At 62.8% G+C, this 24,414-nt stretch carries 20 protein-coding genes; 14 read left to right on the top strand and 6 right to left on the bottom strand.

All coding sequences use genetic code 11. The annotated features are described in order from the left end of the window. Positions 1-5: 5 nt before the first annotated feature. The 3 genes from JHD73_RS04220 to JHD73_RS04210 are packed head-to-tail and all read left to right on the top strand — an operon-like array spanning position 6 to position 3,585. Complete coding sequence (locus tag JHD73_RS04220; protein WP_199028082.1) at positions 6-1,517, top strand: RNA polymerase factor sigma-54; 1,512 nt, start codon at positions 6-8, stop codon at positions 1,515-1,517. Positions 1,518-1,553: 36 nt separating this feature from the next. Beyond that, a complete protein-coding gene (locus JHD73_RS04215; protein ID WP_368735495.1) occupies positions 1,554-2,765 on the top strand; it encodes a glycosyltransferase in 1,212 nt (403 codons plus the stop codon). Between the two features lie 25 nt (positions 2,766-2,790). Next, positions 2,791-3,585 (top strand): DUF2334 domain-containing protein, encoded by a 795-nt coding sequence (locus JHD73_RS04210; protein WP_199028080.1) that lies wholly within the window; start codon positions 2,791-2,793, stop codon positions 3,583-3,585. Here the strand turns inward: JHD73_RS04210 and JHD73_RS04205 are convergent. Further along, positions 3,582-4,238, bottom strand: coding sequence for an alanyl-tRNA editing protein (locus tag JHD73_RS04205; RefSeq protein ID WP_199028078.1), 657 nt, complete (start codon positions 4,236-4,238; stop codon positions 3,582-3,584). The two genes, JHD73_RS04210 and JHD73_RS04205, sit on opposite strands and share 4 nt — an antisense overlap. A 91-nt stretch (positions 4,239-4,329) precedes the next feature. On the opposite strand from JHD73_RS04205, the gene JHD73_RS04200 reads away from it, so the two are divergent. Then, a complete protein-coding gene (locus JHD73_RS04200; protein WP_199028076.1) occupies positions 4,330-4,578 on the top strand; it encodes a hypothetical protein in 249 nt (82 codons plus the stop codon). On the opposite strand, the gene JHD73_RS04195 is transcribed toward JHD73_RS04200, so the two are convergent. Further along, complete coding sequence (locus JHD73_RS04195) at positions 4,531-6,864, bottom strand: PAS domain-containing protein (RefSeq protein WP_233176776.1); 2,334 nt, start codon at positions 6,862-6,864, stop codon at positions 4,531-4,533. The two genes, JHD73_RS04200 and JHD73_RS04195, sit on opposite strands and share 48 nt — an antisense overlap. A gap of 191 nt (positions 6,865-7,055) precedes the next feature. Continuing rightward, the gene (locus tag JHD73_RS04190; RefSeq protein WP_199028124.1) at positions 7,056-7,838 is read right to left on the bottom strand and encodes a DUF4397 domain-containing protein; all 783 of its coding nucleotides are present in this window, start codon (positions 7,836-7,838) and stop codon (positions 7,056-7,058) included. A 213-nt stretch (positions 7,839-8,051) separates the two neighbouring features. Between JHD73_RS04190 and JHD73_RS04185 the strand changes: the two genes are divergently transcribed. Continuing rightward, entirely contained in the window at positions 8,052-9,326 is a 1,275-nt protein-coding gene (locus JHD73_RS04185; RefSeq protein WP_199028072.1) for an integrase, read from the top strand. Positions 9,327-9,613: 287 nt separating this feature from the next. Here the strand turns inward: JHD73_RS04185 and JHD73_RS04180 are convergent, their stop codons facing one another. Then, positions 9,614-10,918 carry an NCS2 family permease gene (locus tag JHD73_RS04180; protein ID WP_199028070.1) on the bottom strand — a complete coding sequence of 435 codons (1,305 nt, stop codon included), beginning with the start codon at positions 10,916-10,918 and terminating at the stop codon, positions 9,614-9,616. 1,450 nt (positions 10,919-12,368) lie between these two features. Here JHD73_RS04180 and JHD73_RS04175 point away from each other — a divergent pair. Continuing rightward, the gene (locus JHD73_RS04175) at positions 12,369-13,445 is read left to right on the top strand and encodes a replication protein RepA (RefSeq protein ID WP_199028068.1); all 1,077 of its coding nucleotides are present in this window, start codon (positions 12,369-12,371) and stop codon (positions 13,443-13,445) included. An 81-nt stretch (positions 13,446-13,526) separates the two neighbouring features. On the opposite strand, the gene JHD73_RS04170 is transcribed toward JHD73_RS04175, so the two are convergent. Then, on the bottom strand, positions 13,527-13,730 hold the full coding sequence (locus tag JHD73_RS04170) for a cold-shock protein (protein WP_199028067.1): 204 nt from the start codon (positions 13,728-13,730) through the stop codon (positions 13,527-13,529). 402 nt (positions 13,731-14,132) lie between these two features. On the opposite strand from JHD73_RS04170, the gene JHD73_RS04165 reads away from it, so the two are divergent. The 7 genes from JHD73_RS04165 to JHD73_RS04135 all read left to right on the top strand — a co-directional run bounded on the left by JHD73_RS04165 (position 14,133) and on the right by JHD73_RS04135 (position 23,008). Continuing rightward, positions 14,133-14,801: a ParA family protein gene (locus JHD73_RS04165; RefSeq protein WP_199028065.1), complete on the top strand. Its 669-nt coding sequence runs from the start codon at positions 14,133-14,135 to the stop codon at positions 14,799-14,801. Beyond that, positions 14,798-15,805, top strand: a complete 1,008-nt coding sequence (locus JHD73_RS04160) for a ParB/RepB/Spo0J family partition protein (protein WP_199028063.1) — start codon at positions 14,798-14,800, stop codon at positions 15,803-15,805. Before JHD73_RS04165 ends, JHD73_RS04160 begins: the two co-directional genes overlap by 4 nt. 314 nt (positions 15,806-16,119) lie before the next feature. Then, positions 16,120-16,956: a DNA-binding protein gene (locus tag JHD73_RS04155; protein WP_199028061.1), complete on the top strand. Its 837-nt coding sequence runs from the start codon at positions 16,120-16,122 to the stop codon at positions 16,954-16,956. 246 nt (positions 16,957-17,202) lie between these two features. Continuing rightward, positions 17,203-18,150 (top strand): UTP--glucose-1-phosphate uridylyltransferase GalU, encoded by a 948-nt coding sequence (gene galU / locus JHD73_RS04150; protein WP_199028059.1) that lies wholly within the window; start codon positions 17,203-17,205, stop codon positions 18,148-18,150. Positions 18,151-18,395: 245 nt separating this feature from the next. Further along, on the top strand, positions 18,396-19,736 hold the full coding sequence (locus JHD73_RS04145; protein ID WP_199028057.1) for an MFS transporter: 1,341 nt from the start codon (positions 18,396-18,398) through the stop codon (positions 19,734-19,736). Between the two features lie 7 nt (positions 19,737-19,743). Beyond that, complete coding sequence (locus tag JHD73_RS04140) at positions 19,744-21,654, top strand: sensor histidine kinase (protein ID WP_199028055.1); 1,911 nt, start codon at positions 19,744-19,746, stop codon at positions 21,652-21,654. Further along, positions 21,647-23,008 (top strand): sigma-54 dependent transcriptional regulator, encoded by a 1,362-nt coding sequence (locus JHD73_RS04135; RefSeq protein ID WP_199028053.1) that lies wholly within the window; start codon positions 21,647-21,649, stop codon positions 23,006-23,008. The genes JHD73_RS04140 and JHD73_RS04135 overlap by 8 nt, the downstream gene beginning before the upstream one ends. A gap of 9 nt (positions 23,009-23,017) precedes the next feature. Here JHD73_RS04135 and JHD73_RS04130 read toward each other — a convergent pair whose 3' ends face one another. After that, positions 23,018-23,818 carry a YhfC family intramembrane metalloprotease gene (locus tag JHD73_RS04130; RefSeq protein ID WP_199028051.1) on the bottom strand — a complete coding sequence of 267 codons (801 nt, stop codon included), beginning with the start codon at positions 23,816-23,818 and terminating at the stop codon, positions 23,018-23,020. A gap of 128 nt (positions 23,819-23,946) precedes the next feature. Between JHD73_RS04130 and JHD73_RS04125 the strand changes: the two genes are divergently transcribed. After that, positions 23,947-24,387: a surface-adhesin E family protein gene (locus tag JHD73_RS04125; RefSeq protein WP_199028122.1), complete on the top strand. Its 441-nt coding sequence runs from the start codon at positions 23,947-23,949 to the stop codon at positions 24,385-24,387. The last annotated feature ends 27 nt before the right edge of the window (positions 24,388-24,414 follow it).

Here is a 24,414-nt window from a genome sequence, read left to right as displayed (position 1 = left end):
GGCGAATGGTCAAAGCCGCTCTCGAAATGCGTGCAAAGCAGCATCTCGCGCTGACGCCGCGACTGCAACAGTCCGTGAAACTGTTGCAGTTGTCTGCCAACGAATTTGCGCAGGAAATGCAAGAAGCGCTCGCCAGCAACCCGTTCCTGGAAGAAGTCGAACAAGAGACTGGGCAGCAGGCCCAGGCCGACGGCATGCTGCACACAGGTGAGGTTTCCTCCGCCATCGGGCCAAACGACGTTGCTGCTGACACTACGCATGCAAATGAAGTACCGCTGGAGACCACCACCAGCGCCATCGAAACCGATCCGGCCATCGCTGCATCGGAAGAGTTTCCTGCTGACTTCAGCACCTATTACAGCCACAACGGCCACCACCATGGCGATGGTGAAGACAGCGACATCGGCGAGTGGGTACACGCCACCCCGAGCCTGCGCGAGCACCTGCACGAAGAACTGCTGAGCTACCGCCTGTCGGAACGCGACCGCGTGCTGGCGCAGACCGTGGTTGAAGCCCTGGACGACGATGGCTACCTGCGCCAGCTGCTCTCCGAGCTGATGCCGATGGCACCTGTAGAGCCCGTGCCCACCGAGAAAGAAATGCAGATCGCGCTGGCGCTGGTACAGAGCATGGACCCGCCGGGCGTGGCAGCGCGTGATCTGTCCGAATGCCTGCGCCTGCAGATCGAAGCACGCCCGGCCGATACCGAAGACGAAGAACGTATTCAAGAGATCGCGCTGGATGTCGTGCGCAGCCATCTGCCACGTCTGGCCAAGCGCGAGTTCGTGCAGATGCGCCGCGCACTCGGCTGCACCGAAGAGGAACTGCGCGACGCCTGCGCATTGATCCGTGGGCTGGACCCGCGCCCGGGGCAGCGCTTCTCGCAGGCGCATGCGGGCTACATCGTGCCGGATGTGTTTGTCACCAAGATCAAGGGCAAGTGGGTGGCCGTGACCAATCCGGCGGTCGCGCCATGCGCGCGCATCAACAAGGTCTATGCCGAACTTTTTGCACAGACGCGCGGCCACCACCGCACGCCGCTGGCCCACCAGTTGCAGGAAGCGCGCTGGCTGATCCGCAACGCGCAGCAGCGCTTCGCCACAATCCAGCGCGTGGCCGAGGCCATCGTCGCGCACCAGAAGCACTTTCTGGAATACGGTGAAGTGGCCATGAAACCCCTGGTGCTGCGTGACGTGGCCGAAGAGCTCGGCCTGCATGAGTCGACCATCTCGCGCGCCACCGGCAACAAGTACATGGCCACACCGCGTGGCCTCTTCGAGTTCAAGCATTTCTTCTCGCGCCAGCTCGCCACCGACACAGGTGGGGCATGTTCAGCGGCAGCGGTGCGGGCGTTGCTCAAGGAAATGATCGAAGCCGAAGACGCCGATGCGCCGCTCTCCGATGTGTCGCTCGCCAAGATGCTGGCTGAGCAAGGTGTGATCGTTGCGCGCCGCACGGTGGCCAAGTACCGCGGGCTGATGCGCATTGCACCGGCCGAGATGCGCCGCCAGGTCTGACCACGCTGCCCACCAACAGGAACCAACAGGACGCCCGTGCGCAAGCTGCCAAACCATCTCGCTCACCACGACCGCGCTGACGATGCAGCAACCTCGTCGCTCCACTTGGCCGATGTGACGATGTTTTGGGCGGCGGAGAGCGGCGGCGTCAAGCGCTACCTGCGCGCCAAGCACGACTTCCTGCGGGATACACTCTGGCGGCACACGCTGGTGGTGCCGGGCACGGCAGACGATGCATCCAACGAGGTTGCCGTGGTGCCCGGCGTACCGCTGCCGATGTCCGCAGGCTACCGTGTGCCGCTGCGTTGCGGCCCGGCCGAGCGCGCACTGTGCGCGCTGTCGCCGGACCTGATTGAAGCAGGTGACCCCTACTGGCTGGCGTGGGCGGCACTGCATGCGGGCACGCGACTGCACGTGCCGGTGGTGGCGTTCTGCCATTCAGATTTGCCAGCCTTTTTCCGCCGCCTGGGCGGACCGCCCGCCGAGCTGGCAGCAGCAGCCTACGCACGCAACCTATATCCGCACTTCGACACGGTGTTCGTGCCCAGCCGCTACATCGCCCAGAAGGTGGCCGACCTGGGTGTGCAACGCATTGAACTGCAACCGCTTGGCGTGGACACGCGCCTGTTCCACCCCGCGCGGCGCTCGCTGCGCTGGCGCGAACAGCTTGGCCTGCCGCGTGACGCGCGCGTGCTGCTTTATGTGGGCCGCTACGCGCCGGAAAAGAACCTGCACGTGTTGTGCGACGCGGTGGACAGGCTCGACGATGGCAGCGTGCTGATCACCATCGGTTCTGGTCCGACGCCACCACGCGGCAAACACGTACGCGCCTTGCCATATGAAGGTGATGCGCAGCAGTTGGCTGCGGCCATGGCCAGCGCCGATGTCTTCGTGCATGCGGGCGATCAGGAAACGTTCGGGCTCGTCGCACTGGAGGCCATGGCCAGCGGCGTGCCTGTGGTGACGTGCTCGGCGGGAGGCTTGGCGGAGTTGGTGCACGAGACCGTCGGCTATGCCGTCCCGCATTGCCGCGCAGATGATTTCGCGCAGGCGCTGCGTGCGCTACGGCAACGCGATCCGGTGGCGCTGGCGCATGCCGCGCGCCGCCATGCCATGCAGTACGACTGGCGCGCGGTGCTGCCGCAGTTGCAGCACCGCTATCTGACGCTGCTCGGCCAGCAGGCAGACAGGGTGAAAGAAACGCCGCGCCCGGCCCATGAGCGCCTGCGCGCCAATCACAAGCGATAGCCCCAAAACAGACGAGCCCATCCCCATGTCGCGCTACTTGGTCATTGCCATGCACGATGTCACGCCTGCTACCTGGCCGGCGTGCATGGCCTTGCTTTCTGCGTTGGATGAAGTCTGCCCAGTACCGAAATCGCTGCTGGTGATTCCCAACTACCATCAGGCGCCCACCGCACGCAACAGCGAGCGCTTCTGCCGCCTGATGACCGAGCGCCTGGCCCTTGGCGATGAGCTTGTCCTGCACGGCTACGCACACCTGGACGACCAGCCCCCCGGCGGATTCGTAGACCAGTTGATTCGCACACGCTATACGGCAGGTGAAGGCGAGTTCTCGGCGATTCCGCTGGCAACTGCGCGTGCGCGCATGGAGGCCGGTGCCGCCTGGTTTGCCGCCAACGGCTGGCCGCTGCATGGCTTTGTCGCACCGGCGTGGTTGATGAATGCAGCCACATGGCAAGCACTCGATGCGCTACCGCTGCGCTACACGACCACGCTGCAGCGTTTTTACTTGCTGCACCCGACGCGTGCGCTGAAGGCGCCCTGCCTGACCTACAGCGTGCGGACCAACACACGCCGGCTGGTGTCGCGCTATTACCTGCGCTGGCTGATGCGGCAGCATGCCAACACGCCGCTGCTGCGCCTGGGACTGCATCCGGCGGATGCCGCTTATCCAGACGTCATCCGCCACTGGCAGGACCTGCTGGCCGTCTGCCTGGAAACCCGCATGCCAGTGACCAAGAACGGCTTTGCGCAGGTGTTTGCGCAGGCCTTGATGGGCGGCCCGGAGACCTCCCCGGCCGGCCACCCGCTGACGTCGTATTAGGGGCTTGGCTGCAATCCAGCGAGCGCGATCTCGATACGCTCCTTCCCTTTGCCGGGGTTCTTGCGTTTGAGCGACAGCACGCCGATTTCGCCCGTCGTACGCGGGTGCGTACCGCCGCATGCCATGCTCGCAAAGCCTTCCACTTTCCAGTAGCGGCGCTGCAAGGCGACGTCGGTGTAGCCTGTCTGGATCGGCAGGTCAGCCAGCACCAACGCTTCGGTCTCGCTCAAAAGCGTCGGCAGCAGACCAGCGAGACTGGTGTCGTGCATGAAATCGATGCGCGCCTTGTCGGCAGAAATATGCGCGCCAATTCGCGTGATGCCCGGGACATGCTGATAGATCAACTGCAGCACCATCTCGGCGGCGAAATGCAATCGCATCAGGCTGTATCGTCGAGGCCAATCGATGACCACGTCCACCGCTTGACCGACCTTGAGCGTATGGTCCTCATGCAGTCGATAGATGATGTCGAGCGCGTCCTTGCGCGCCTCCTCAACGGCATACCCGCCGATGCTGCCGGCATCGCTTTCCTGTCCGCCCGAGAACGCGAAGAATATCGTTGCGTCCAAACGGACTTCGGCGCCGTCCACGCTGGAAACAGTCGGCCGATGTTGGGTCAGATAGGCGTCTTCCCAGAAGAGCTTGCGTGCCATGGCGCGTCAACAAGTCCGATGAATGGTGGTCGGCAAAGGTAGCACACAGGCTGGCGCATGAGGCGGCTCAGGGTTTGTGTTCGTCGGGGCTGTGCGAGGGCTTGCTAACGTCGCCACGCTTGTCGGCCAACTCATCGGCACTGCGGTTGGCGACCTGCCGATCATGGTCTTCGCGATTGGCTGTGCTGCGCTCGCGCACGACGCGTTCAATGCCCGGTGTGTTGTGCAGGTCAGTGTCGAGCTGCCCGCTCTCGATGCCACGTGCCGCTTGCTCGATGTTGGCGCCCGTCGCCTACAGCCGCGCCTGCACGCGCAACGCGCGCACCAGATCGTGCGGTGACACCGGTTTGACCAGATGCTCATGAAAGCCACTCGCCAGCGCGCGCACGCGGTCGTCCGGCTGCGCAAATGCGGTCAGGGCAATCGCCGCGATCGGTGGGGTGCCGGCGGACACGCGCTGCCGTTCCCACCAGCGAATCTTCTGCAGGATCACGTAGCCGTCTTCATCCGGCAGCGCGATGTCGCACACCATGACTTGCGGGCGCGCCGATGGCCCCCAGGCATCGAGCTGCAGGATGGCTTCCTGGCCGGAGCCAACACTGCCCACATCCGCCCCCACCTGCGCGAGCAACGTCGCCAGCGCATCGCGTGCGTCCTGTTGATCATCAATCAGCAACACGCGCAAACCGGCCAATGAAGGCAGTGGTCCGTCATGTGCAGGGGCGTCAGCCAGTGGTCTGGTTGTGAATTCGGCACCGGCATGCAGCGGAAGATAGACGGTGAACGTCGCACCACGATGTTCGCCATCGCTGTGGGCATGCAAGCGGCCGCCATGCAATTCGGTCAACCGCTTGACCAGCGCCAACCCGAGCCCCAGGCCGCCGGTACGCCGCGTGTGCGAGTCGTCTGCCTGACGAAACGGATCAAACAGATACGGCACAAAGGCCGGCGCGATGCCACGGCCGTTGTCGCGCACCACGATACGCGCGACATCACCCACCAGATCGGCCGACAGCCAGACGTCACCGCCTTCCGGGGTGAACTTGATGGCGTTGGTCAGCAAGTTCCAGACAATCTGCTGAATGCGATCCGCATCGCCATCAATCTCGTGGGCCGCCAAGGTGGAGGAAGCATGCAGCGTGATGCGGCGGTCGGCCGCCAATGCGCGCACGCTGTTAAGCGCGCTCTCCAGTGCTGTGCGCAGCGTGAAGGGCTCACGCGTCAGCCGCAGCTTGCCGCTCATGACACGTGTGGCGTCGAGCAGATCCTCGATCAACCGCACCTGCTGCTCCACACCCGCCTTGATCCCGGCCAGTGCACGCTGCATCAATGGCGCGCCACCCGAGATCTGGTTTTCGAGCACGTAGGCCCAGTTCTGAATGCCATTGAGCGGCGAGCGCAACTCGTGCGACACCACCGCCAGGAACTGATCGCGCGCCAGGGCCGCAGCTTCGGCCTGGGCGCGCGCGGCTTGTTCACGCAGCAGCAGCGCGTTGCGTTCGCGTTCGGCCTCGGTGCGCTCGGTCACGTCATAGACGATCAGCAACGCCGCCTCCATCTCGCCAAAGCGATCGGCCTCGGGAATCACGCGCGCGTTGTAGTGCGCAAAGCGTGTGGGCTCAACATTGGCTTCCAAGTGCAGCGTCAAGGTTTGCTCGGTGCCAGTCTCGAATGCCAATCGCGTTGCCTCATCGAGTGGGCCGGTCACGCTGGCTTGCAATGGCGACTCGGCCAGTGTCTGGCCAATCATATCGGCGGGTGTCACACCAAAGGCATCGGTCACGGCGCGGTTCACGTAGACACAACGCAGCTCACGATCGAGCCGTGCAATCACATCCGGTGCATTCTCGACCAGGGTGACGAACTCGCGCTCATGGCGAAAGCGCTCACGCTCGACTTCCTTGCGCTCGGTAATATCTTCCACCATGCACACCAGCGCCTGCACGCTACCGTCCGGCCCGCGCTGCGGTGTGTAGGCGGCGTGCACGAAGCGGCGCCCAATATCGTGCGGATACTCCAGCTCCATCTCGAAATCGACACGGCGGCCGGCAAAGCCTTCGGCCAAATGAGCGAGCACTCGCGAATAGGCAACGTCCCCCATCAGTTCACGTAGATGGCGCCCCAAAACGTCGTCCATGGGCAGCCCGAAGCGTTGCGCGTAGGCGCGGTTCGCGAAACGCACGCAATGCGCGGTATCGACCTGCACCAGCGGAAACGGCACGCTCTCGGTCAGCCATTGCAACTGGAATTCGGATTCAACGAGCGTGGTCAGCGCCTGCTGGCGCTGCGTCACGTCTTCGAGCAGACCCACGGCGTGGGCCGGTGCGCCTTCGGTGTGCGGCATCAGATAGCCGCGCTCGCGCGCACGGCGCTCAAGCTGATCGGCATCGATCCAGCGATACTCAAGCGTGAAGCCCTGCCCACGTGACAGGCCACACCAGGCCGCGCGCAACGCTGCGTGATCATCCGGGTGAACATATGCCAGCCAGTGCTCGCGGGTACCACACAAGGCGTCAGGCTGTACCCCCCAACTCCGGGCGGCGGCGCTCACGTGCAGCCGTGTCCCCGCCAGCGGATCATCAACCCAGAACACATCGAGATGCCGGCGGCCGGCGGGCGCAGGCATGGCAGGCTGCGTGCCGTGCGGCGTTGCCGGCAGATTGGCTGCTGATTCGCTCATCCCATCCCTTTGGCCCGCCGGGCGTGTGCCGGCACATGATCATCCTATCTAGGGCCAGCAGTTTTCGTTCCCGGGCCGGCACAAACGAGCAGTGCCCGGTGTTGGCGGGCGCCCGCAACGCGCGAACGCGCTTATTTTTATTTCGACGGCAATTCGGAAGCCGTCTGCGAGGCGCCATTGGCCTGCGCCACCAGCACCCGAATGGCGTTTGGCGTGACCGCCCCTAAGCCACCGGCAGGCAGGGTAGTGATCAGCCAATCGGCATTGTTGGCCAGACTGAACGGTTGCGATGCGAAGATGACATTCTTCGTGCCCGCCGTCGTCACGCTCACTTGGTACGTGCCGCCGTCCAGATAGATCGAGTCCTGCGTGCTAACCGGCGATGCGGAGCCGTATGCCGCGCCTCCCATGGTTGGTGAGAGGGTGGTGATGTCGGCGTTCGGCGCGGTCACGTACACGTCAACGTTGTTCGCGTTGTACGACGCGTTGAAGGTACGCACACGCGCCTTGTCCGAGAGAATCGACTTGTTGTACGGATCGTCGATGATCGACAGGCTGGTCGCAGTGCCGGTGGCCGCGACGATGGCCAGTGCGGTGTAGCGATGCCCATTGGCTGGGGAAAAACTCGCCGATGCCAGTGGCGCTGAGGTGCCTGCGCTCGCAACGGTCGCAACAGCTGACCCCGAATCGATGCCGAAATAGTTGCTGACGCTCTTGAAGCCGACATTGGCAATCTTGACGGTGCCGTTCACGCCAAAGTCAACGTTCTGGATGAACGGATTGGCATGCACCGTGCGGTACTGCGGCGCGCTGGTGCCGATGATCTGGCCGATGTCGTCATCGCCACCACCGCACCCCGCCAGTACGCCCAGTGAGCCCAACGCAAGCACCGTGGCAATCTTCCTGATCTGGTTCTTCATCATCTTCAACCTCGGAGGAGAGTGTTTTGGAGCGGGCGGCAACCCTGCTGCGCGCCCGCGTGTGTTGTCGTCCAATGCAACGCTCCGGTACCGAGCACAGCGCGTGCCTGCGCTGTTGAACCACCACTCCAATTACACGCGCACCGCTGTATCCGAGCCCGCCTCGCTATACTTGCGCGATCCGCTCCTCCCATGCACACGACGCGTTCCAGCATGTCCGAACCGCGCCCGGCAGACGCCGCGCCTCCTCCCGAGAAAGCCGCCTCCCAGGCGGATCTGCAAGCATTCGCACAGGATCGCGAGCGCGTGCAGGCATGGCTCGAAGCACGGGCAACGGGCGGACGCGCAGTCAGCGCGTCAACGCTGTCGCAGTACCGTGTGGAAGCAGAGCGCGTGTGCTGGTATGCGCGCACGTTCGGCAAGCCAATCGCCCGTTGGCTGCGCGATGACGCCATCGCATATCTGCGCTTTTTGCAAGAACCACCTGCCTGGGCCATCAGTGCGCGCGGCATCGAACGCGACGACGCCAACTGGACACCGCTGCGCGGCGCGCTCTCGGCACGCTCCACTCGCCAGAGCAGCGTGATCGCAGCCAACCTGTGCGGCTGGCTGCTGCGCACCGGCTATCTGCGCACGAACCCGTTTCTCGACGACGACGCGATGGTCATCACCGTGCCGGAGCCGGCCGCCACGTCCTCAGCACCACCAGTACCGCCAGTGGTGGCCGGTGCATCCGAAGCCGCGCTGAATGCCTCCGACATGACGCTGCTGGTCGATGCGGTGCGTGCACGTGTGGCGCTGGGGCGGGAAGCCCGACTGCGTCAGGCACGCGATCGCTTCCTCGCGGAGCTGCTTGCGCATGCGGGCCTGCGTGTGTCGGAACTCGTGAGCGCGCGTATGGGCGACGTCGCGCTGCATGCTGTACCCACAGCGCAAGCGCCATCCGACGATGCGCTGCCGACATCCGTCTGGTTGCTGGCGGTCGGCAGCGGACGTGCACAGCGGTGGCTACCGTGCGATGCGTTGATGGTCACGCTACGCGAGTACCGCGCGGCGTTCGGCTTGCCGCCGCTGCCGTTGCCAAACGAAAGCACGCCGCTGCTGCTGTCAATCCGCAAACGCTCACCACGTCGTGCCGACGGCAGCATCATCGACTCTCCCGCCCTGCGCCGCGATTTTGGTGAGCGCAAAGGCATTGCCTCACGTTCACAGCTGCTGCAGATCGTCAAAGCCATGTTGATCGAAGCCGCGGACTACGCACGCACCCTCGGCCAGACCGAAGCGGCGATGCGTCTGGCGAATGCCTCGCTGCGCGGTGTTCGTGGCGCGCACCTGCGCGAGCGGCTTGCCGCGGGTGAGGCGGTGGCCGACGTGGCCCATGCGCTCGGCCTAGCAGCGTTGCCGACGACCGCAGCACGCGCACGTGAAGCCAATCTGACCGCCAGCATTGCCGAGGCGGCACGCAAACTGGCCACACCGTCGGCCTGACATTCCTCCACATATCACGCAGAAACGGGTACGCAGTACGTGCTTTCTCCGTGTTCGCACAGATCGTCGAGATCGATTGTTGACTGCATTCTCGCAACAGTTGTCGCTCACATCGTTCGCAGAATTGGGTACGCCCGGCCGCCCGATCGTTCACATCCTTACGCAGAAACGGGTACGCTCACACCCAAAATTGCACGCAGAAACGGGTACGCTTTGGGCACTCGGCCATAAAAAACGCGGACCCGAAGGTCCGCGCTGTCTGATTGGCGACTGGCAGCACAACGTGCTCAGTGCCCTCCCGAGAGGTAGAAGAAGCGGAACAGGAACACCGCCGAGATGATCCACACGATGATCGGCACTTCGCGCATACGGCCCGTGAACAACTTCAGGCCCGAATACGTAATGAAGCCGAACGCCACGCCGTTGGCGATCGAGTAGGTGAACGGCATCATCAGCGCCGTCAGCACGGCGGGCACAGCCTCGGTGGTGTCTTCCCAGTCCAAGTCAACCAGCTCGCGCAGCATCAGGCACGACACATACAGCAGCGCGGGCGCCGTCGCGTAGGCAGGCACCACGCCAGCCAGCGGCGAGAAGAACAAGCACAGCAGAAAGAGCACCGCCACCGTCAGCGCGGTCAAGCCCGTGCGGCCACCGGCCTGCACGCCCGATGCGCTCTCGATGTACGCGGTGGTCGACGACGTGCCCAGCAGCGAACCGGCCATGATGGCCGTGCTGTCGGCCAGCAGCGCCTTGTTCAGGCGGTCCATCTTGCCCTGCTTGAGCAGGCCCGCACGGTTGGCCACACCCATCAGCGTGCCCGTGGCGTCGAACAACTCCACCAGGAAGAACACCAGCACCACGTTCAGAATGCCCACCGACAGCGCACCCATGATGTCGAGCTGCATGAACGTCGGCGCCAGCGACGGCGGCATCGACACCACACCGTGGAAGGTGTTGCCGGCAAAGAAGAAGCTCGCCGCCGTCACGGCCAGGATGCCGATCAGGATGGCGCCTTTCACGCGCAGGTGGTCCAGCGCCACGATCAGAAAGAAGCCGATCACCGCCAGGATGACCGAGGGCTGATGCACATCGCCCAGCGTCACCAGCGTCGCCGGGTTCCCGACGATCAGCCCCGCGCCACGCAGCGACACGATGCCCAGGAACAGCCCGATACCCGCCGTGATCGCCACGCGGATCGAATGCGGAATCCCATTGACGATCATCTCGCGGATGCGGAACACGCTCACCAGCAGGAACAGGCAGCCCGAGATGAACACCGCGCCCAGCGCCGCCTGCCACGTAAAGCCCATCCCTTTGACCACGGCGTACGCAAAGTAGGCGTTCAGGCCCATACCCGGCGCCATCGCGATCGGGTAGTTCGCGTACATCCCCATGATGATCGTGCCGATCGCCGCTGCGATGCAGGTGGCGACGAACACGGCGTCGTGCGGCATGCCTGCGTCGGCCAGGATGTTCGGGTTGACGAAGATGATGTACGCCATCGTGAGGAACGTCGTCAGCCCGGCGAGCACTTCCGTGCGGACGTCGGTCTGGTGTTCCTCGAGTTTGAAGGTGCGTGTGAGCCAGTTCATGCGGGTTGTCTCCTCTTGTTGTGAAGTGTCATCGCTGGCCAGCCCAGGGTAGGGCCGTGTCCCCCAATGCACGCCCACCACGGGGCGAGGCTACTCTGAACATGATTCCGGCACACCAAAGCGTGGCGGTCAAAATGCTGTGCATTCGAATGAAATGATGGAAAACGCGCCGACCACGTGCCAGTCGGCTGACGCGCGGGATGCGCATGATGCCCGAAACGTAGGCGCTCTGCACGCGCCCTTCCTCGCATGTCCACCTGTCGGAGCGTGGCCAGCCGCGCCACACAGAGCGTACCCATTTCTGCGAAACCGCAATGTGGAGCGATCTGGCTGTCGATTTGCGTACCCGTTTCTGCGCAGCCTCTCGCAGAAACAGGTACGTGTTGCAGGAAAATAGGTGTCGTGCGGCCCAGGCACAGGGGACTACAGCTCGGGCGTACCCGTTTCTGCGTGGCTCCCGTTGGCGATGCGTACCCGTTTCTGCGCGCCAACGCATCTTCCTTCTAGTGAAAAGCGAACCTGTTTCTGCGAGCCGAAACGGATTGGCGCGTACCCAAATCTGCGTGCCTGTTCGCAGAAACGGGTACGCAAGCGATGCAGCTCATAACGGCAAGCCGTTGGCGAATAAGGGTTTTTACCCGCAGAAACAGGTACGCCCCTGCCAGGCGACTCCCGTTCGGCAGATCTCCGCCCAGGCGGGCACCCTCAAGTTTCAGCGATGAAAGTTCTGGTGTCTGGTGCAAGCCGACATTCAGGAGACTCGACGCCGATGCCATCACCAATCTGCACTTTCGCAGAAACGGGTACGCATAGATTTGATGAACTTGCATCGAAGCGGGCGCTCGCTTTTCCATAGAACTCAGTAAATCAATGCATGTAGAGTGCGCATCTTTCGATGGCGCGCAGATTTGGGTACGCATGAACGCTAGCGGCCCGCTGATTGGAGCGCAGAAACGGGTACGCTTTGGGCCTTAGCGCACTTTCTGGCACGTAGACATGGGCGTTTCGGCCGCAGAAACGGGTACGCATCGCCAGAGACACTGCGGATTTGGACCGCCTGCGGCGATTTTCTGTGGATAACACTGTGGACAACCTCATGTTGTCCCCGCAGAAATGGGGACGGGCTTTGCGCAGAAGCGGGTACGGTTTCGCGCAGAAGCGGGTACGCAAGCACGCAGAATCTGGTTCGCACCCTCGCAGAATTGGGTACGAAATGCCCACCTGAACCCAGTGCTGGCAAGGCTTTGCGGGGCGCGTATACGGTTTACCTGTAGTAAACGTAGAAGGTATAGATAACTTGTAGTGAGGAAAGGTCTTCCGTGGACAACCCTTCAGGTTGCCCACCGACGCCCTTCCCGCAACAACGAATGAAAATCGGAGAACGTACCCAATTCTGCGTGACAAGGCGAAGACGTTTTAGTACAAAGGCTCTGAACAAATCTTGCTCACCATGGTCACGAAACGCCTTACACCCAACGGGAAGCCGGACGACAGTTCGCCCGGCCGCATCATCGTCCCCTCGGGAGGGCAAGTCATTGCCGCACCAGAAAAATTCCAGCGACTCTTCGACGAAGCTCAGGCGATGGAGCGCGAAGACGCGTGGCAAAGCGGCGAAGTCGGTTTCCTCAGCCGTGCCAGCGTGCAAGTCACCCTCCCCTACCGTGCTCCCAAGGGTTCACCGCCCGTTTGGACGCGCTCAAGCGGCAATATCTCGCTGATGATTCAACCTGGGTACTTCACCCAGCAGCGCTCCGAGCGAGCCACCAATGGGCGGCAGCGCATCGTCTCGGAGACGGTCTCGTTTGGCTATCCCTATGGCTCCTATCCACGGCTGATGCTGGCCTGGATCGGCAAGGAGATCATGGCCAAGAAGAAGCGCGGCGAGTTCCAGGGAACAGTGGAAGACCGGCGCATCTCGCTCGGCAACTCGCTATCGGAGTTCATGTACAACCTGGGCATTCCGATGGCCACGGGAGGAAAGCGGGGCACCATGACGCTGGTGCGCCAGCAGATGATTCGCCTGTTCTCGGCAACGATTGCCATCGTGCAGAACAAGTCAGCACCCAGCAGCCAGAATCAGAACCAGGAACCACTGTCGATCGACCGTATCGGCTACCTGTTGGCAGATCAACTGTCGACCTGGTGGGACCCGATGCAACCGGGGCAGGGGTCAATGTTCGAGAGCTTCGTGGTGCTGTCCGAGCCGTTCTTCAACGAGCTCGTGAATCGTCCGGTGCCGGTAGACATGCGGGCGTTGAAGGCGCTTAAGCAATCGCCGTTTGCGCTCGACGTCTATTCGTGGCTCACCTATCGCTTCTTCACAATCCAGAAGCGTACAGAGATCCCTTGGGAAGCCCTGCAGATGCAGTTCGGCACCGAGACCGAAAGCGAGCGGAAATTCCGCGCGCTATTCCGCAAGGCGTTGAAGGACGTGCTGGTGGTCTATCCGGATGCCAAGGTAGACGCGGACTCGTCGAAGGCGCTGATCCTGCAGCCGTCGCGCACCAGCGTACGAAAGCTAGCCTGAAGCAGAATTCATTTGCTGCAAGCAAAAGAAAAGGGGAGCCGAAGCTCCCCTTTTTCATCTCAGGCAATCAACCCGAAATGCTTATTCCGGCTTGATTCCAGAGGCTTGCAGACCCTTCGGGCCTTGCTTCACCTCGAAGGTGACCTTCTGGCCGTCCTTCAGGGTCTTGAAGCCCGAACCCTGAATTTCGGAGAAGTGCGCGAACAGATCTGCGCCGCCGCCGTCCGGAGTGATGAAGCCGAAGCCTTTGGTTTCGTTAAACCATTTGACAGTACCCGTGGCCATGCAAAAATTCCTTTAAATAACAAAAAACACGTCGTCCAGCCGATCCGGACATCGCACGAAGAGTCCGGCTGATTCCGAATCCTGCGTAGACAAAGTCTTCAGACGACTGTCTAAGCATCATAACCAGTTTGGAGCACAGTGTCGATGGTCCGTATTTCTTTGAAATGTCGCTTTTCCGCACGCGCTGGTAAACACCTACGATGCCCGCAAGTACCGGGCAAACACAGGACGTTATGCGCCAAAGACGACATTTACATCTCAATTTAGGCGGGTTGAACTCCGCTTGCACCTAGTCGACCGTATTTTCTATTTATATAAATTGAATTTTATCGATCTTGTGTTTTCTCGGCCTCTTCCCTAAGATGAGCGCTGCTGACTTTCAGCGCTGAAAGTGGAGGGCCAGTGAGCGCCAAGATCATAACGGTATTCAATCAGAAGGGCGGGTGCGGCAAGACAACGGTCAGCATGCACATTGCCGGAACCCTCGGCCTACGCGGCAGTAAGACGCTGCTGGTCGATATGGACGAACAAGGCACGGCCACCCGATGGGCGGCACAGGCGCCAGACGAGAAACCGTTTCCCGCGTCGGTGATCGGCCTTGCTCCATCTGGTGGTGCTATGCACCGGGAAGTTCGCAAGTTTGTGGGTGACTATGACTACATCGTGGTCGATTGCCCACCTGCAGTACATTCCCCCTCTTCATCCAGCGCGTTGCTCATTTCTGACATCGCCTTGATTCCAGTCGTGCCCTCACCGCCGGATCTCTGGGCGGCGGTCGCGGCAAAGGCGCTTGCACAGCAGGCGCAAGTAACCAACGAAACACTGCGGATTCGCGTGCTGGCCAACATGGTTCAGCGACGGGTATCGCTCGCCAAACAAGCCATTGAAATTCTTGGTGACGACGGTGACATCCCATTGATGGATTCCATGATCGGTTCTCGCTCGGCCTTCCGAGAGTGCCAGGCAATCGGTGCCACTGTGCATGGCGTGCATGGCGCGAGAGAGGCGATCAATGAGGTCGACATCATGGTCGACGAGGTGTTGCAGTTGTTGCAGGAGGAACGTGTATGAGCGCGAAGTTGAAATCGCTCAAGGATGGGATGCTGGCGGGTATAGCGGCAGAGAAAACCAAAGCGACTCCGGTTGACCGGTTTGCATTGGCTGAACAGGCCATCACTTCACATCCGCGCGGCTTGCTCGGGCAGCCCGCGGCACCTGCTTTCAGCGCTGAAAGTCCTGCCCCCGCGAACACTTCCGAGCGCCGCGTCGTCAAGGTTCCGCTGGAGCGCTTGCAGGAGAACCCGCTGAACGCCCGGCGTATCTACGATCCGCAGATCGTGCAGGAACGGGCGGCTTCGATTGCCACGCACGGCCAGCAGACGCCTGGCTTGGCAGCGCCTGATCCCAAGAAGCCGGGCTGGTATGTCCTGATCGACGGCCACTACCGCAAGCGCGCTCTCGCTGCCGCAGGTAAAGCCGAGATGGACTGCTTCATTGAAGACGGCCTGTCGGACATCGATTTTTACCGCTTGTCGTTTGTTCTGAACGAACAACGTTCGGGGCAATCGGTGCTGGACAATGCAATCGCCTGGCGGCAGTTGTTGGACGAAGGAAAAGTAAAAAAAGAAGAAGATATTTGTGAGATTACCGGCGTGTCGGCAGGTACGGTCAATAAGACCCTGGCTTTGCTGAAGCTGCCGGAAACCGTGCTCGACGTCATGAAAGAGCGCCCCGCGGGGATCGGGATTGCAACCGGCTACGAGTTGACGTTGTACTTCAAGAGCGCGGGAGAGGAACGTACACGCGAACTGGTGCATCGCGTGTTGGAAGAAGGCTTGTCAAGCCGCGACGTTGAGCAGATCCGAAAAGTGGCCCAGGAAGGGCGTACCCGGAAGGTCAAGGAAGTCAGCCGGCAATACAAGATTCGCAGCAGTGAAGGTGATCTTCTCGGCACAATCAAGGAGTGGGATTCCGGCCGGGTCATGCTGGACGTGAAGTTGGAAGATCGGGCTTCTCGCGAGTCCCTGGTGGAAGCGCTGAAAAGCCGCTTCGGCTTGGATATCGCCCTGCTGTAATACCCTTTCAGATCATCAGAAGCGCCCCTCGGGGCGCTTTTTTTTTGCTCATACGCCCGCTCGCCGGTCTTCGAGAGGGGAGGGCGTACCCATTTCTGCGTCCCCGTAGCCTGCATGCTCGGTGGTCAAGCAAGCCCCATTGCACCGCCGAAAGCGCTCCTGCAAACGCATTCCGAAGGCTTCTTTTGCCACCCTGGGCATGAAAACACCGCTGCAACTATATAAAATCACTATGTTAATAATGACTGCTTACTATCCAACATTGATGTTTTTAACCCTTGATGTACACTGTTCGAACATTAGATTCATCCATCATGTCCAGACCCGGTCTCCATTTCTCGCCTGAACAGCAGTTGCGAATCGTTGATGCGATCCAGCGTCTGGATGTCGCCTTCCCGCATGACAACGCGGTGTTTCTCGATGAGGTGATCGAGGCGGTTCATGCTGTGACACGTCGCGTGTATGGCGCACGCCGATACGCACAGTGGTTGGCTGAAGCCGGGGTACAGCGTCGGCCAAGCAACACCACGTTGCAGAAGGCGGTGGATCGTGCGCGGGGCCGTGGTGATACGTCCGCGGGTTCCGCCGTGGAAGCGGTCTCACCATGGCCGATTCCATGGACGCTCGCAGAAACGGGTACGCTTCCGGCGCCAACTGGTCACTCGGCCCGTGAGGAGCGTGATCGGGTGGCGTCACGTGCGATCGGTGCGCCAGGCGCTGGTGCAGAGTGGATGGAGGCACGTATCCGCGCCGAAGTTGCCGAACGTGCGTTGGAGCACGAAGCCGCGCGCAACCGACAACTGCAGGCGGCAATGGCGGATCTGGAGCGCCGCCTTGGGGAGGCCCTGGCGACGGCGCCGGCCACCCCGCCCAAGCTGACGGATGCAACGCTTGAGCGCCTGGAGCAAACCTTCGAGACCGTCGCGCGCCTGGAGGGCGCTGCCAGCGCGCTGGCTGGCACCGAGCGCTTCCTGCGCCTGCAGAACGACGCCGTGCGCCAACAGACGCAAACCGAAGCTGACCAACTGCGCCAGCGTATCCGTACGCTGGAAGCCGAAGTCACACAACTTCGTACCCAAATCGATGCCTACCGCCGAGTTCCAGAACGGTCCGCGCCGGTCTCGCGCGGCTGGGTCAAGCCGTCTTCCTGATGCGCTGTTAGCGTGTGCTTACTGGTCCGTTGCACCGCAAAAGGGTGTCGATGGTCTCGCAGAATTGGGTACGCTTTTCAACTTTCGGCGCTGAAAGTTGGGTCGGCAGGCTTGCAATCGCTTGTAGGAACGGCTCGCCGGACAGCGCTCGAATGCGCTCGGGAACTGTCCATCCCGCTCCGCCAAAGGGCTGACCCGCAGGCACATGGCTTGCTCATGACGTTACGTCGCATCGATGGAGTTGTCATGAACGAGAAGATCACCAAGGCCGTGTTTCCCGTGGCGGGGCTCGGTACGCGCTTTCTGCCCGCCACCAAGGCCAGCCCGAAAGAGATGTTGCCGATTGTCGATAAACCGCTGATTCAATATGCGGTGGAAGAGGCGGCAGCTGCGGGCATTACGGAGATGATCTTCATCACCGGTCGCGCCAAACGCGCGATTGAAGACCACTTCGACAAGGCGTACGAGCTGGAATCGGAGTTGGCGGCCAAGAACAAGCAGGCCCTGCTGGAGATGGTGCAATCGATCAAGCCGCCCGGCGTCGAGTGTTTCTATGTGCGCCAGCCGGAAACGTTGGGGCTGGGCCATGCGGTGCTGTGTGCGCAGAAACTGGTACGCGAAGAGCCCTTCGCCGTGATCCTGGCGGACGACCTGCTGGACCACCAGCCGCCCGTCATGCAGCAGATGACGGAGCTGTATGACCACTACCGCTGCTCGATCGTCGGTGTTGAGACGATTGCACCGCAGGCGACGCGCTCGTACGGCGTGGTGGCGGGTCGAGAGTGGGATGACCGCTTGGTCAAGCTCGACGGCATTGTCGAGAAGCCCGCGCCAGAGAACGCGCCGTCCAATCTAGGCGTCGTCGGGCGCTACATCCTCACGCCGCGCATCTTTGATCATCTGCGCAACCTGAAGCCCGGGGCGGGTGGTGAATTGCAATTGACGGATGCCATCCAGAGCCTGCTCGCCGAAGAGCAGGTTTTGGCGTACCGCTATCGCGGCCAGCGCTTCGACTGCGGCAGCAAGCTCGGCTACTTGCAGGCCACGGTGGAATTTGCGCTGCGCCATCCGGAAGTGCGCGCTGACTTTGAGGCGTACCTAGCCACGCGTATGGATCTGCTGCTAGCGCGGGAAACAGTGGATGAAGCGGACCCGCTGGTGTGCGACACCATTCCGCTGGGCGTGGCGGCTTGACGTTCCTTGATGATTGCCCCCGATCGACCGTGCGGGTTTTCGCACAGCCTCCACGGCCGATTCTGGAAAACCGCACACTTTCCTTGTTCCCGTTGATCCGGTGATCTCCTGCAAAGCCTTGTCCCAAGGGCATTTGCAGCGGATTGTTGTGCCTGCGTTCCGCATGGAATGCTTCTTGAGTAAGAGCGACACCCATAAACCGGCGGGCCTTCGACAGCGCCGCCGCAACGCTCCAAGGAGACACCATGACGCAGCCCCAGGCTGGCGCGGTCACGGGCGAATTCACGCCCACCCAAGCCCCCACCAAAGACACCCCCGCAGATGTGCGTCGCCGTCTGCGTTCGATTTTTTCCGGCTCGGTCGGCAATCTGGTCGAGTGGTATGACTGGTATGTGTACTCGGCGTTTGCGCTGTACTTTGCCAAGTCGTTCTTCCCCAAGGGTGACCAGACTGCCCAGTTGCTGAATACCGCGGCGGTGTTTGCCGTCGGCTTCCTGGCACGCCCGGTGGGCGGCTGGCTGATGGGCATCTACGCCGACCGCTATGGCCGCAAGCGCGCGCTGTTCTTCTCGGTGGTGCTCATGTGCATGGGCTCGCTCATCATTGCGCTCACGCCAAGCTACGCGACCATCGGCGTTGCCGCACCGGTGCTGCTGGTGCTGGCGCGCCTGCTGCAGGGCCTGTCGGTGGGCGGGGAGTACGGTACGTCCGCCACCTACCTCAGCGAGGTCGCCAACAAGGAAAACCGCGGCTTCTTCTCCAGCTTCCAGTACGTCACGCTCATCGCCGGGCAACTGGTGGCGCTGGCGTTGCTGATTGTGCTGCAGCAGTTTGTACTGACGCATGAGCAGTTGGAGGCATGGGGCTGGCGCATTCCGTTCTTTATCGGCGCGTTGTGCGCACTGATCGCAATGCGCATGCGCTCGCACATGGAAGAGACGCAGTCGTTCACCGCTGCGAAGGACAACAAGAAGCGCGGCACGCTGGCCGAACTCGCCAAGCATCCGCGTGCGGTGGCCACCGTGGTGGGCCTGACGCTGGGCGGCACGGTCGCGTTCTACACGTACTCGATCTACATGCAGAAGTTCCTGGCCAACACGGTCGGCCTGTCGAAAGACCAGGCCACGCTGGTGTCCGGCGCCACGCTGCTGCTGTTTGCGATTCTGCAACCGATCGTGGGCGGATTGTCTGACCGCATCGGCCGTCGTCCGATCCTGATCGCGTTCGGCGTGCTGGGTACGCTCTTCACGGTGCCCATCATGACCGGCATCAGCCAGACGACCAACGTATGGACGGCCTTCTTCCTGATCATGGCCGCGCTGGTGATCGTCTCGGGCTACACGTCGATCAACGCGGTGGTGAAGGCCGAGCTGTTCCCGGCGGAAGTGCGTGCGCTGGGCGTTGGCCTGCCGTATGCCCTCACGGTGTCGATCTTTGGCGGCACGGCCGAGTACATCGCGCTGTGGCTCAAGCAGGCCGGCCACGAGTCGCTGTTCTACTGGTATGTGACGGGCACGATCTTCATTTCGCTGATGGTGTACGTGTTCATGCGCGATACTCGCAAGCACTCGCGAATCGAACATTGATGCATTCATGACCCAACCCGACGGCCACGCCGACCTTGCCCACCCCGCACGCGGGCGCGGCTGGCGGCTGGCCGTTGCGCTGGCGATGGCCGCGTGCTGCGCGGCGGCAGGGTGGGGCGCCTACGCCGTCGCCCTGCAACGCTACGTTGCCACGCGCGCTGAAGAAGCCGGCCAGCGCACCACCTTTTACGCGCAGAACCTGCGCAGCACGCTGGCGCGCTATGAATCGCTGCCGCGTCTGGCTGCACTGGAGCATGTGCTACACGTTGCGCTGCTGGAAGGCTCGCAGGCGGGGGACGCCACCATGCGTCGTGCCGCCAATGCCTATCTGAAAGAAGTCCAGGCGGCCACCGATCTGGCTGCCGCTCACCTGATCAATACCACCGGCCTCACGATTGCGGCCAGCAACTGGGATCTGCCGACTTCCTTCGTCGGCCAGAACTACGCGTTTCGCCCGTACTTTGCCGAGGCCATGCGCGAGGGCCTGGGCCGCTTCTACGGCGTGGGCAACACCACCGGCGAGACGGGCTATTTTGTGGCCGCCCCTGTACGCGAAGGCACCAAGCCGATCGGCGTGGTGGTCGTGAAGGTCAACCTGGACGCCTTCGAGGCATCGCTTTCGCGCAGTGGCGACACGGTGCTCCTGGTGGATCGCCACGGCGTGATCTTTCTGTCTTCCGTGCCTGAGTGGAAGTACCGCACACTCGGTACGCTGAGTCCCGAACAGCAAACTGCCCTCGACGCGACGCGCCAATACGCGCCGCACACCCTCACGCCGCTCGACACACAAGCCGGGGGCGTACCCTTTTCTGCGGACCGGCCACCCCAGGCCGTACGCGTTGCGCTGCCCGGAAAATCGGTGTCGACACTGCGTGTGCAGTACCGGCCCGTGGGATTGCTTGGCTGGCAGGTCGCCGTGCTGATTGACCCGCGCGATGAGCAACGTACCGCCCTGGTGGCCGGTGCCAGCGCAGCGTTTGCGATGGCATTGGTCTTCTCCGTGTTCGTCGCGCTGCGCCTGCGCACCCGCCGACGCGAAGAGCAACGCCGCGCACGCGCTGCCCTGCGTGAAGTCCAACGCGACCTGGAAGCGCGCATTGCCCAGCGCACGGCTGAACTGACTTCCGCCAACACCGCGCTCGCCAGCAAGGTCGAGGCACTCGACGCCACACAGCGCATCCTGCGCGAGACGCGCGATGCTGCTGTGCAGGCGGGCAAGCTTGCGGTGCTGGGTCAGATGGCCGCCGGCATCACGCACGAACTCAATCAACCGCTCACCGCGCTGACTACCCTGTCCGACAACGCCAATCAGCTTGCGGAGCGCGGCCGCATCGACGAGGTGCGCGGCAATCTCACCCTCATCAGCCAGCTTGCCAATCGCATGGGGCGCATCGTCTCTCACATCAAGGCGTTCTCACGCAAGGGTGATGCGGCGCGTGCGGCGGTGTCGGTGGACGAGGCGATCCGCCAGGCGCTGATGCTGGTGGAAACCCGCCGCCGTCAGGTGGGTGTGACGGTGACAGCCCCACCGGTGTCGGCCGACCTGGCTGTCTGGGCCAACGCCGTGCGCCTGGAGCAGGTGCTTGTCAACCTCATTCGCAACGCCATTGATGCGATGGCCGAGACCTCACAACCAGAATCCGCCGCTGTCCATGTGAGCGTTGAGCCCATCGAGAATTGGGTACGCATCACCGTGCGCGACTTCGGCCCGGGTATCCCCGCCGACGTACTGCCGCGCCTATTCGAGCCCTTTTTCACCACCAAGGACGACGGCCAGGGCCTTGGGCTCGGGTTGGCAATCTCACTGGCCATCATCGAAGATTTTGGCGGACGGCTGGTGGGCCAACATGCCGACGACGGCGCTGACGGCGCAGAATTCGTCATCGAGCTGGAACGTGTCGTAAAACCGCATGCCTGAAAACGTCTCTCCTGATCTGTCTTCCCCCATCGATCACGCGCCCGTCTTCCTGATCGAAGACGACGACGTGGTGCGCCTGGGCTGCGAGCAAGCGCTCACGTTGGCGGATGTGCCGGTGCAGTCGTTTGCCGATGCGGAAAGCGCGCTGGCCGCGCTCGCTACGCAAACGCCCGCCGTGGTCGTGACCGACGTACGCCTGCCTGGCCGCGACGGCCTGGCCGTACTGCGCGAGATGCTGCAGCACGACCGCCAGTTGCCCGTCATCCTCATCACCGGCCATGGCGATGTGACGATGGCCGTGGCCGCCATGCGCGCCGGCGCGTACGACTTCATGGAGAAGCCGTTTCACTCCGAGCGCTTGGTCGACGTGGTACGGCGCGCGCTGGAAAAGCGCAGGCTCACTTCTGAAAACCTGCGCCTGCGCGAGGCGTTGCAGGGCCGGCAGGCGTACCCACTGATCGGCCAAAGCGCGGCCATGCAGAACGTGCGCCGGCTCGTCACCGCGTTGGCACCGACGGATGCCGACATCCTCGTCACCGGCGAGACTGGCTCGGGTAAGGAAGTGCTCGCTCGCGCCATCCATGAGGGCAGCCGGCGGCGCGGCCCGTTCGTCGCGCTCAACTGCGCGGCGCTGCCCGAATCCGTATTCGAGAGCGAGATGTTTGGCCACGAGTCCGGTGCCTTCACCGGCGCCAACCGCCGCCGCATCGGCAAGATGGAATACGCCAACGGCGGCACGCTGTTTCTCGATGAGATCGAATCGATGCCGCTGGCATTGCAGGCGAAGCTGCTACGCGCGCTGCAGGAGCGCAGCATCGAACGGCTCGGCAGCAATGTGAGTGTGCCGGTCGATTGCCGCGTGGTGGCAGCGGCCAAGGTGGATCTGAAGGAAGCGTCTGACCGCAACGTGTTTCGCGCGGACTTGTACTACCGCCTGAATGTCGTGTCGATTGCGCTGCCACCCCTGCGCCAGCGCGCGGAAGACATTCCTCTGCTGATGGCCCACTTTCTGCAGCAAGCTGGGGTGCGTTACGACCGCGCTGCGCCGGATTGGTCCGCGCAGGACATGATGCGCTGGCAGCACCACGACTGGCCCGGCAATGTGCGCGAACTCAAGAACGTGGCCGAGCGCTTCTGCCTGGGTCTGGACGATGGCCTGGTCGCAACGGAGGCGAGCCAGCACTCACTGGCCGGCCGCATGATGGCGGTGGAGCGCACCACCATTGAAGAGGCGCTGCGTGCCACCGAAGGCAACGTCGCCCGCGCGGCCGATCTGCTGGCCGTGCCGCGCAAGACGCTGTACGACAAGCTCAACCGGCACGGCATCGAGCCGGATCGCTTCCGATCCAACTAGCGCTGTGACCTAACGCAGCGACGATTCGCCTACCTTCCTGCCGCCCTGCGGCGGCCAGCACGTTGCTGCCAGCAGTACGGCAACCACGGCGTAGACGGCCTCCGTTACCGCCAGCGGCAGCACGTGCACTTGGTACAGCGCGGCGGGCAGGTCGGCCAGCGCGTGCAGCAGAATCGCCAGCACGACAATCGCAAAGCGCCGCTGCCGCACCGCGTACCAGACCACCAGCGTCAGGGTGAACTGGATCAGCATCGCCGCGATGCGTTCAACCGCCGCACCCGCCGCCAGCCATGGCGAGAGCTGCGTCAGCATGGCGTGGATCGTGCCGATCATGGACTCGGCGCCACTGGCCGCCAGGCGCGTGTCCAGATCCCCCCGGTTGGCCGCAATGCCGAACATCACCATCTGTGCTTGCGATGCCGTGCCGACCAGCCACGCTTCGATGCCCGCGTGCCCGAGCGCGTAGGCGACGGGAGTGGCTGCATCACCGGGCTTGCGCGTGAGAAAGCGCAGACCCAGCCAGCGGCCGACCTCTTCGAACAGCCCCGCCATCAGCACGCCGTAGATGACGAACAGCGCGGGTGTGCGCAGCCATTGCGCCGTCACGGGATTGAGCTGCAGCAGATAGACATGCAGCAGGCGCTCCAGCACCAGCGCAAAAACGGCAAACACCGCTGCACCCACGAAGATGTCGCGCCACGCCAGGTCAAAGCGCCGGCGTAGCCAGAGCCACGCGCCAATCGGCACACAGGCGATCAGCACGGCGGCAAAGGCATGGGCGGCAAGGGTGGTAAGTGGAACGGTTGGCATGGCGGATGACGCAGATCAGGTTGCCCGCATGCTACCTGAGGGGCGTGGCCGCCTCGGTGGGCACCGCCGCGCGTCCCTGACGGGGCGATTGTTACAATGTATGCGGGCGGCAGCAGGTGCCGCGCTTCTTGGCAGGGCAGACGGTCGTGAAACGCATGTTTTGGCGGTGGATCTGGGTGTGTGGCGTGGGCATCGGTGCCATCGGCATGGCCGTACCCGCACGGGCGGCGCGCTGGCACGAGTACCTGACGACGACCTCGGTAGCGGCCTCGATCGACCGCAATTCACTGCGCTCGAACCATATCGGCCACAAGACCTTTCTGGCCCGCACCGTGCTCAAGCGGGGTGAGCGCCGTGCTCATGGCACCCGCTATCGGCCAGGTACGGTGATCCTCTCGCGCCAGGAGATCGACTGCCGCCGGCAGCGCATCCGCCTGGTCGACTATGTGGTACGCGACCCTGGTGGCGCCACGCTCGACTCCGATACTGCCGCCGGCGCACACTGGATGCGCATCCGGCCGGGTACGCTGGCAGCGCGTTCGGCCGCCTACGTCTGCGCGCGTCACTAGACCGTTGCGTGCATGCGCCGTCGGCGC

The organism is Ralstonia sp. ASV6 (assembly GCF_016429285.1).
Lineage (GTDB): Bacteria > Pseudomonadota > Gammaproteobacteria > Burkholderiales > Burkholderiaceae > Ralstonia > Ralstonia flaminis.
This window is presented reverse-complemented; position numbering and strand designations above follow the sequence as displayed.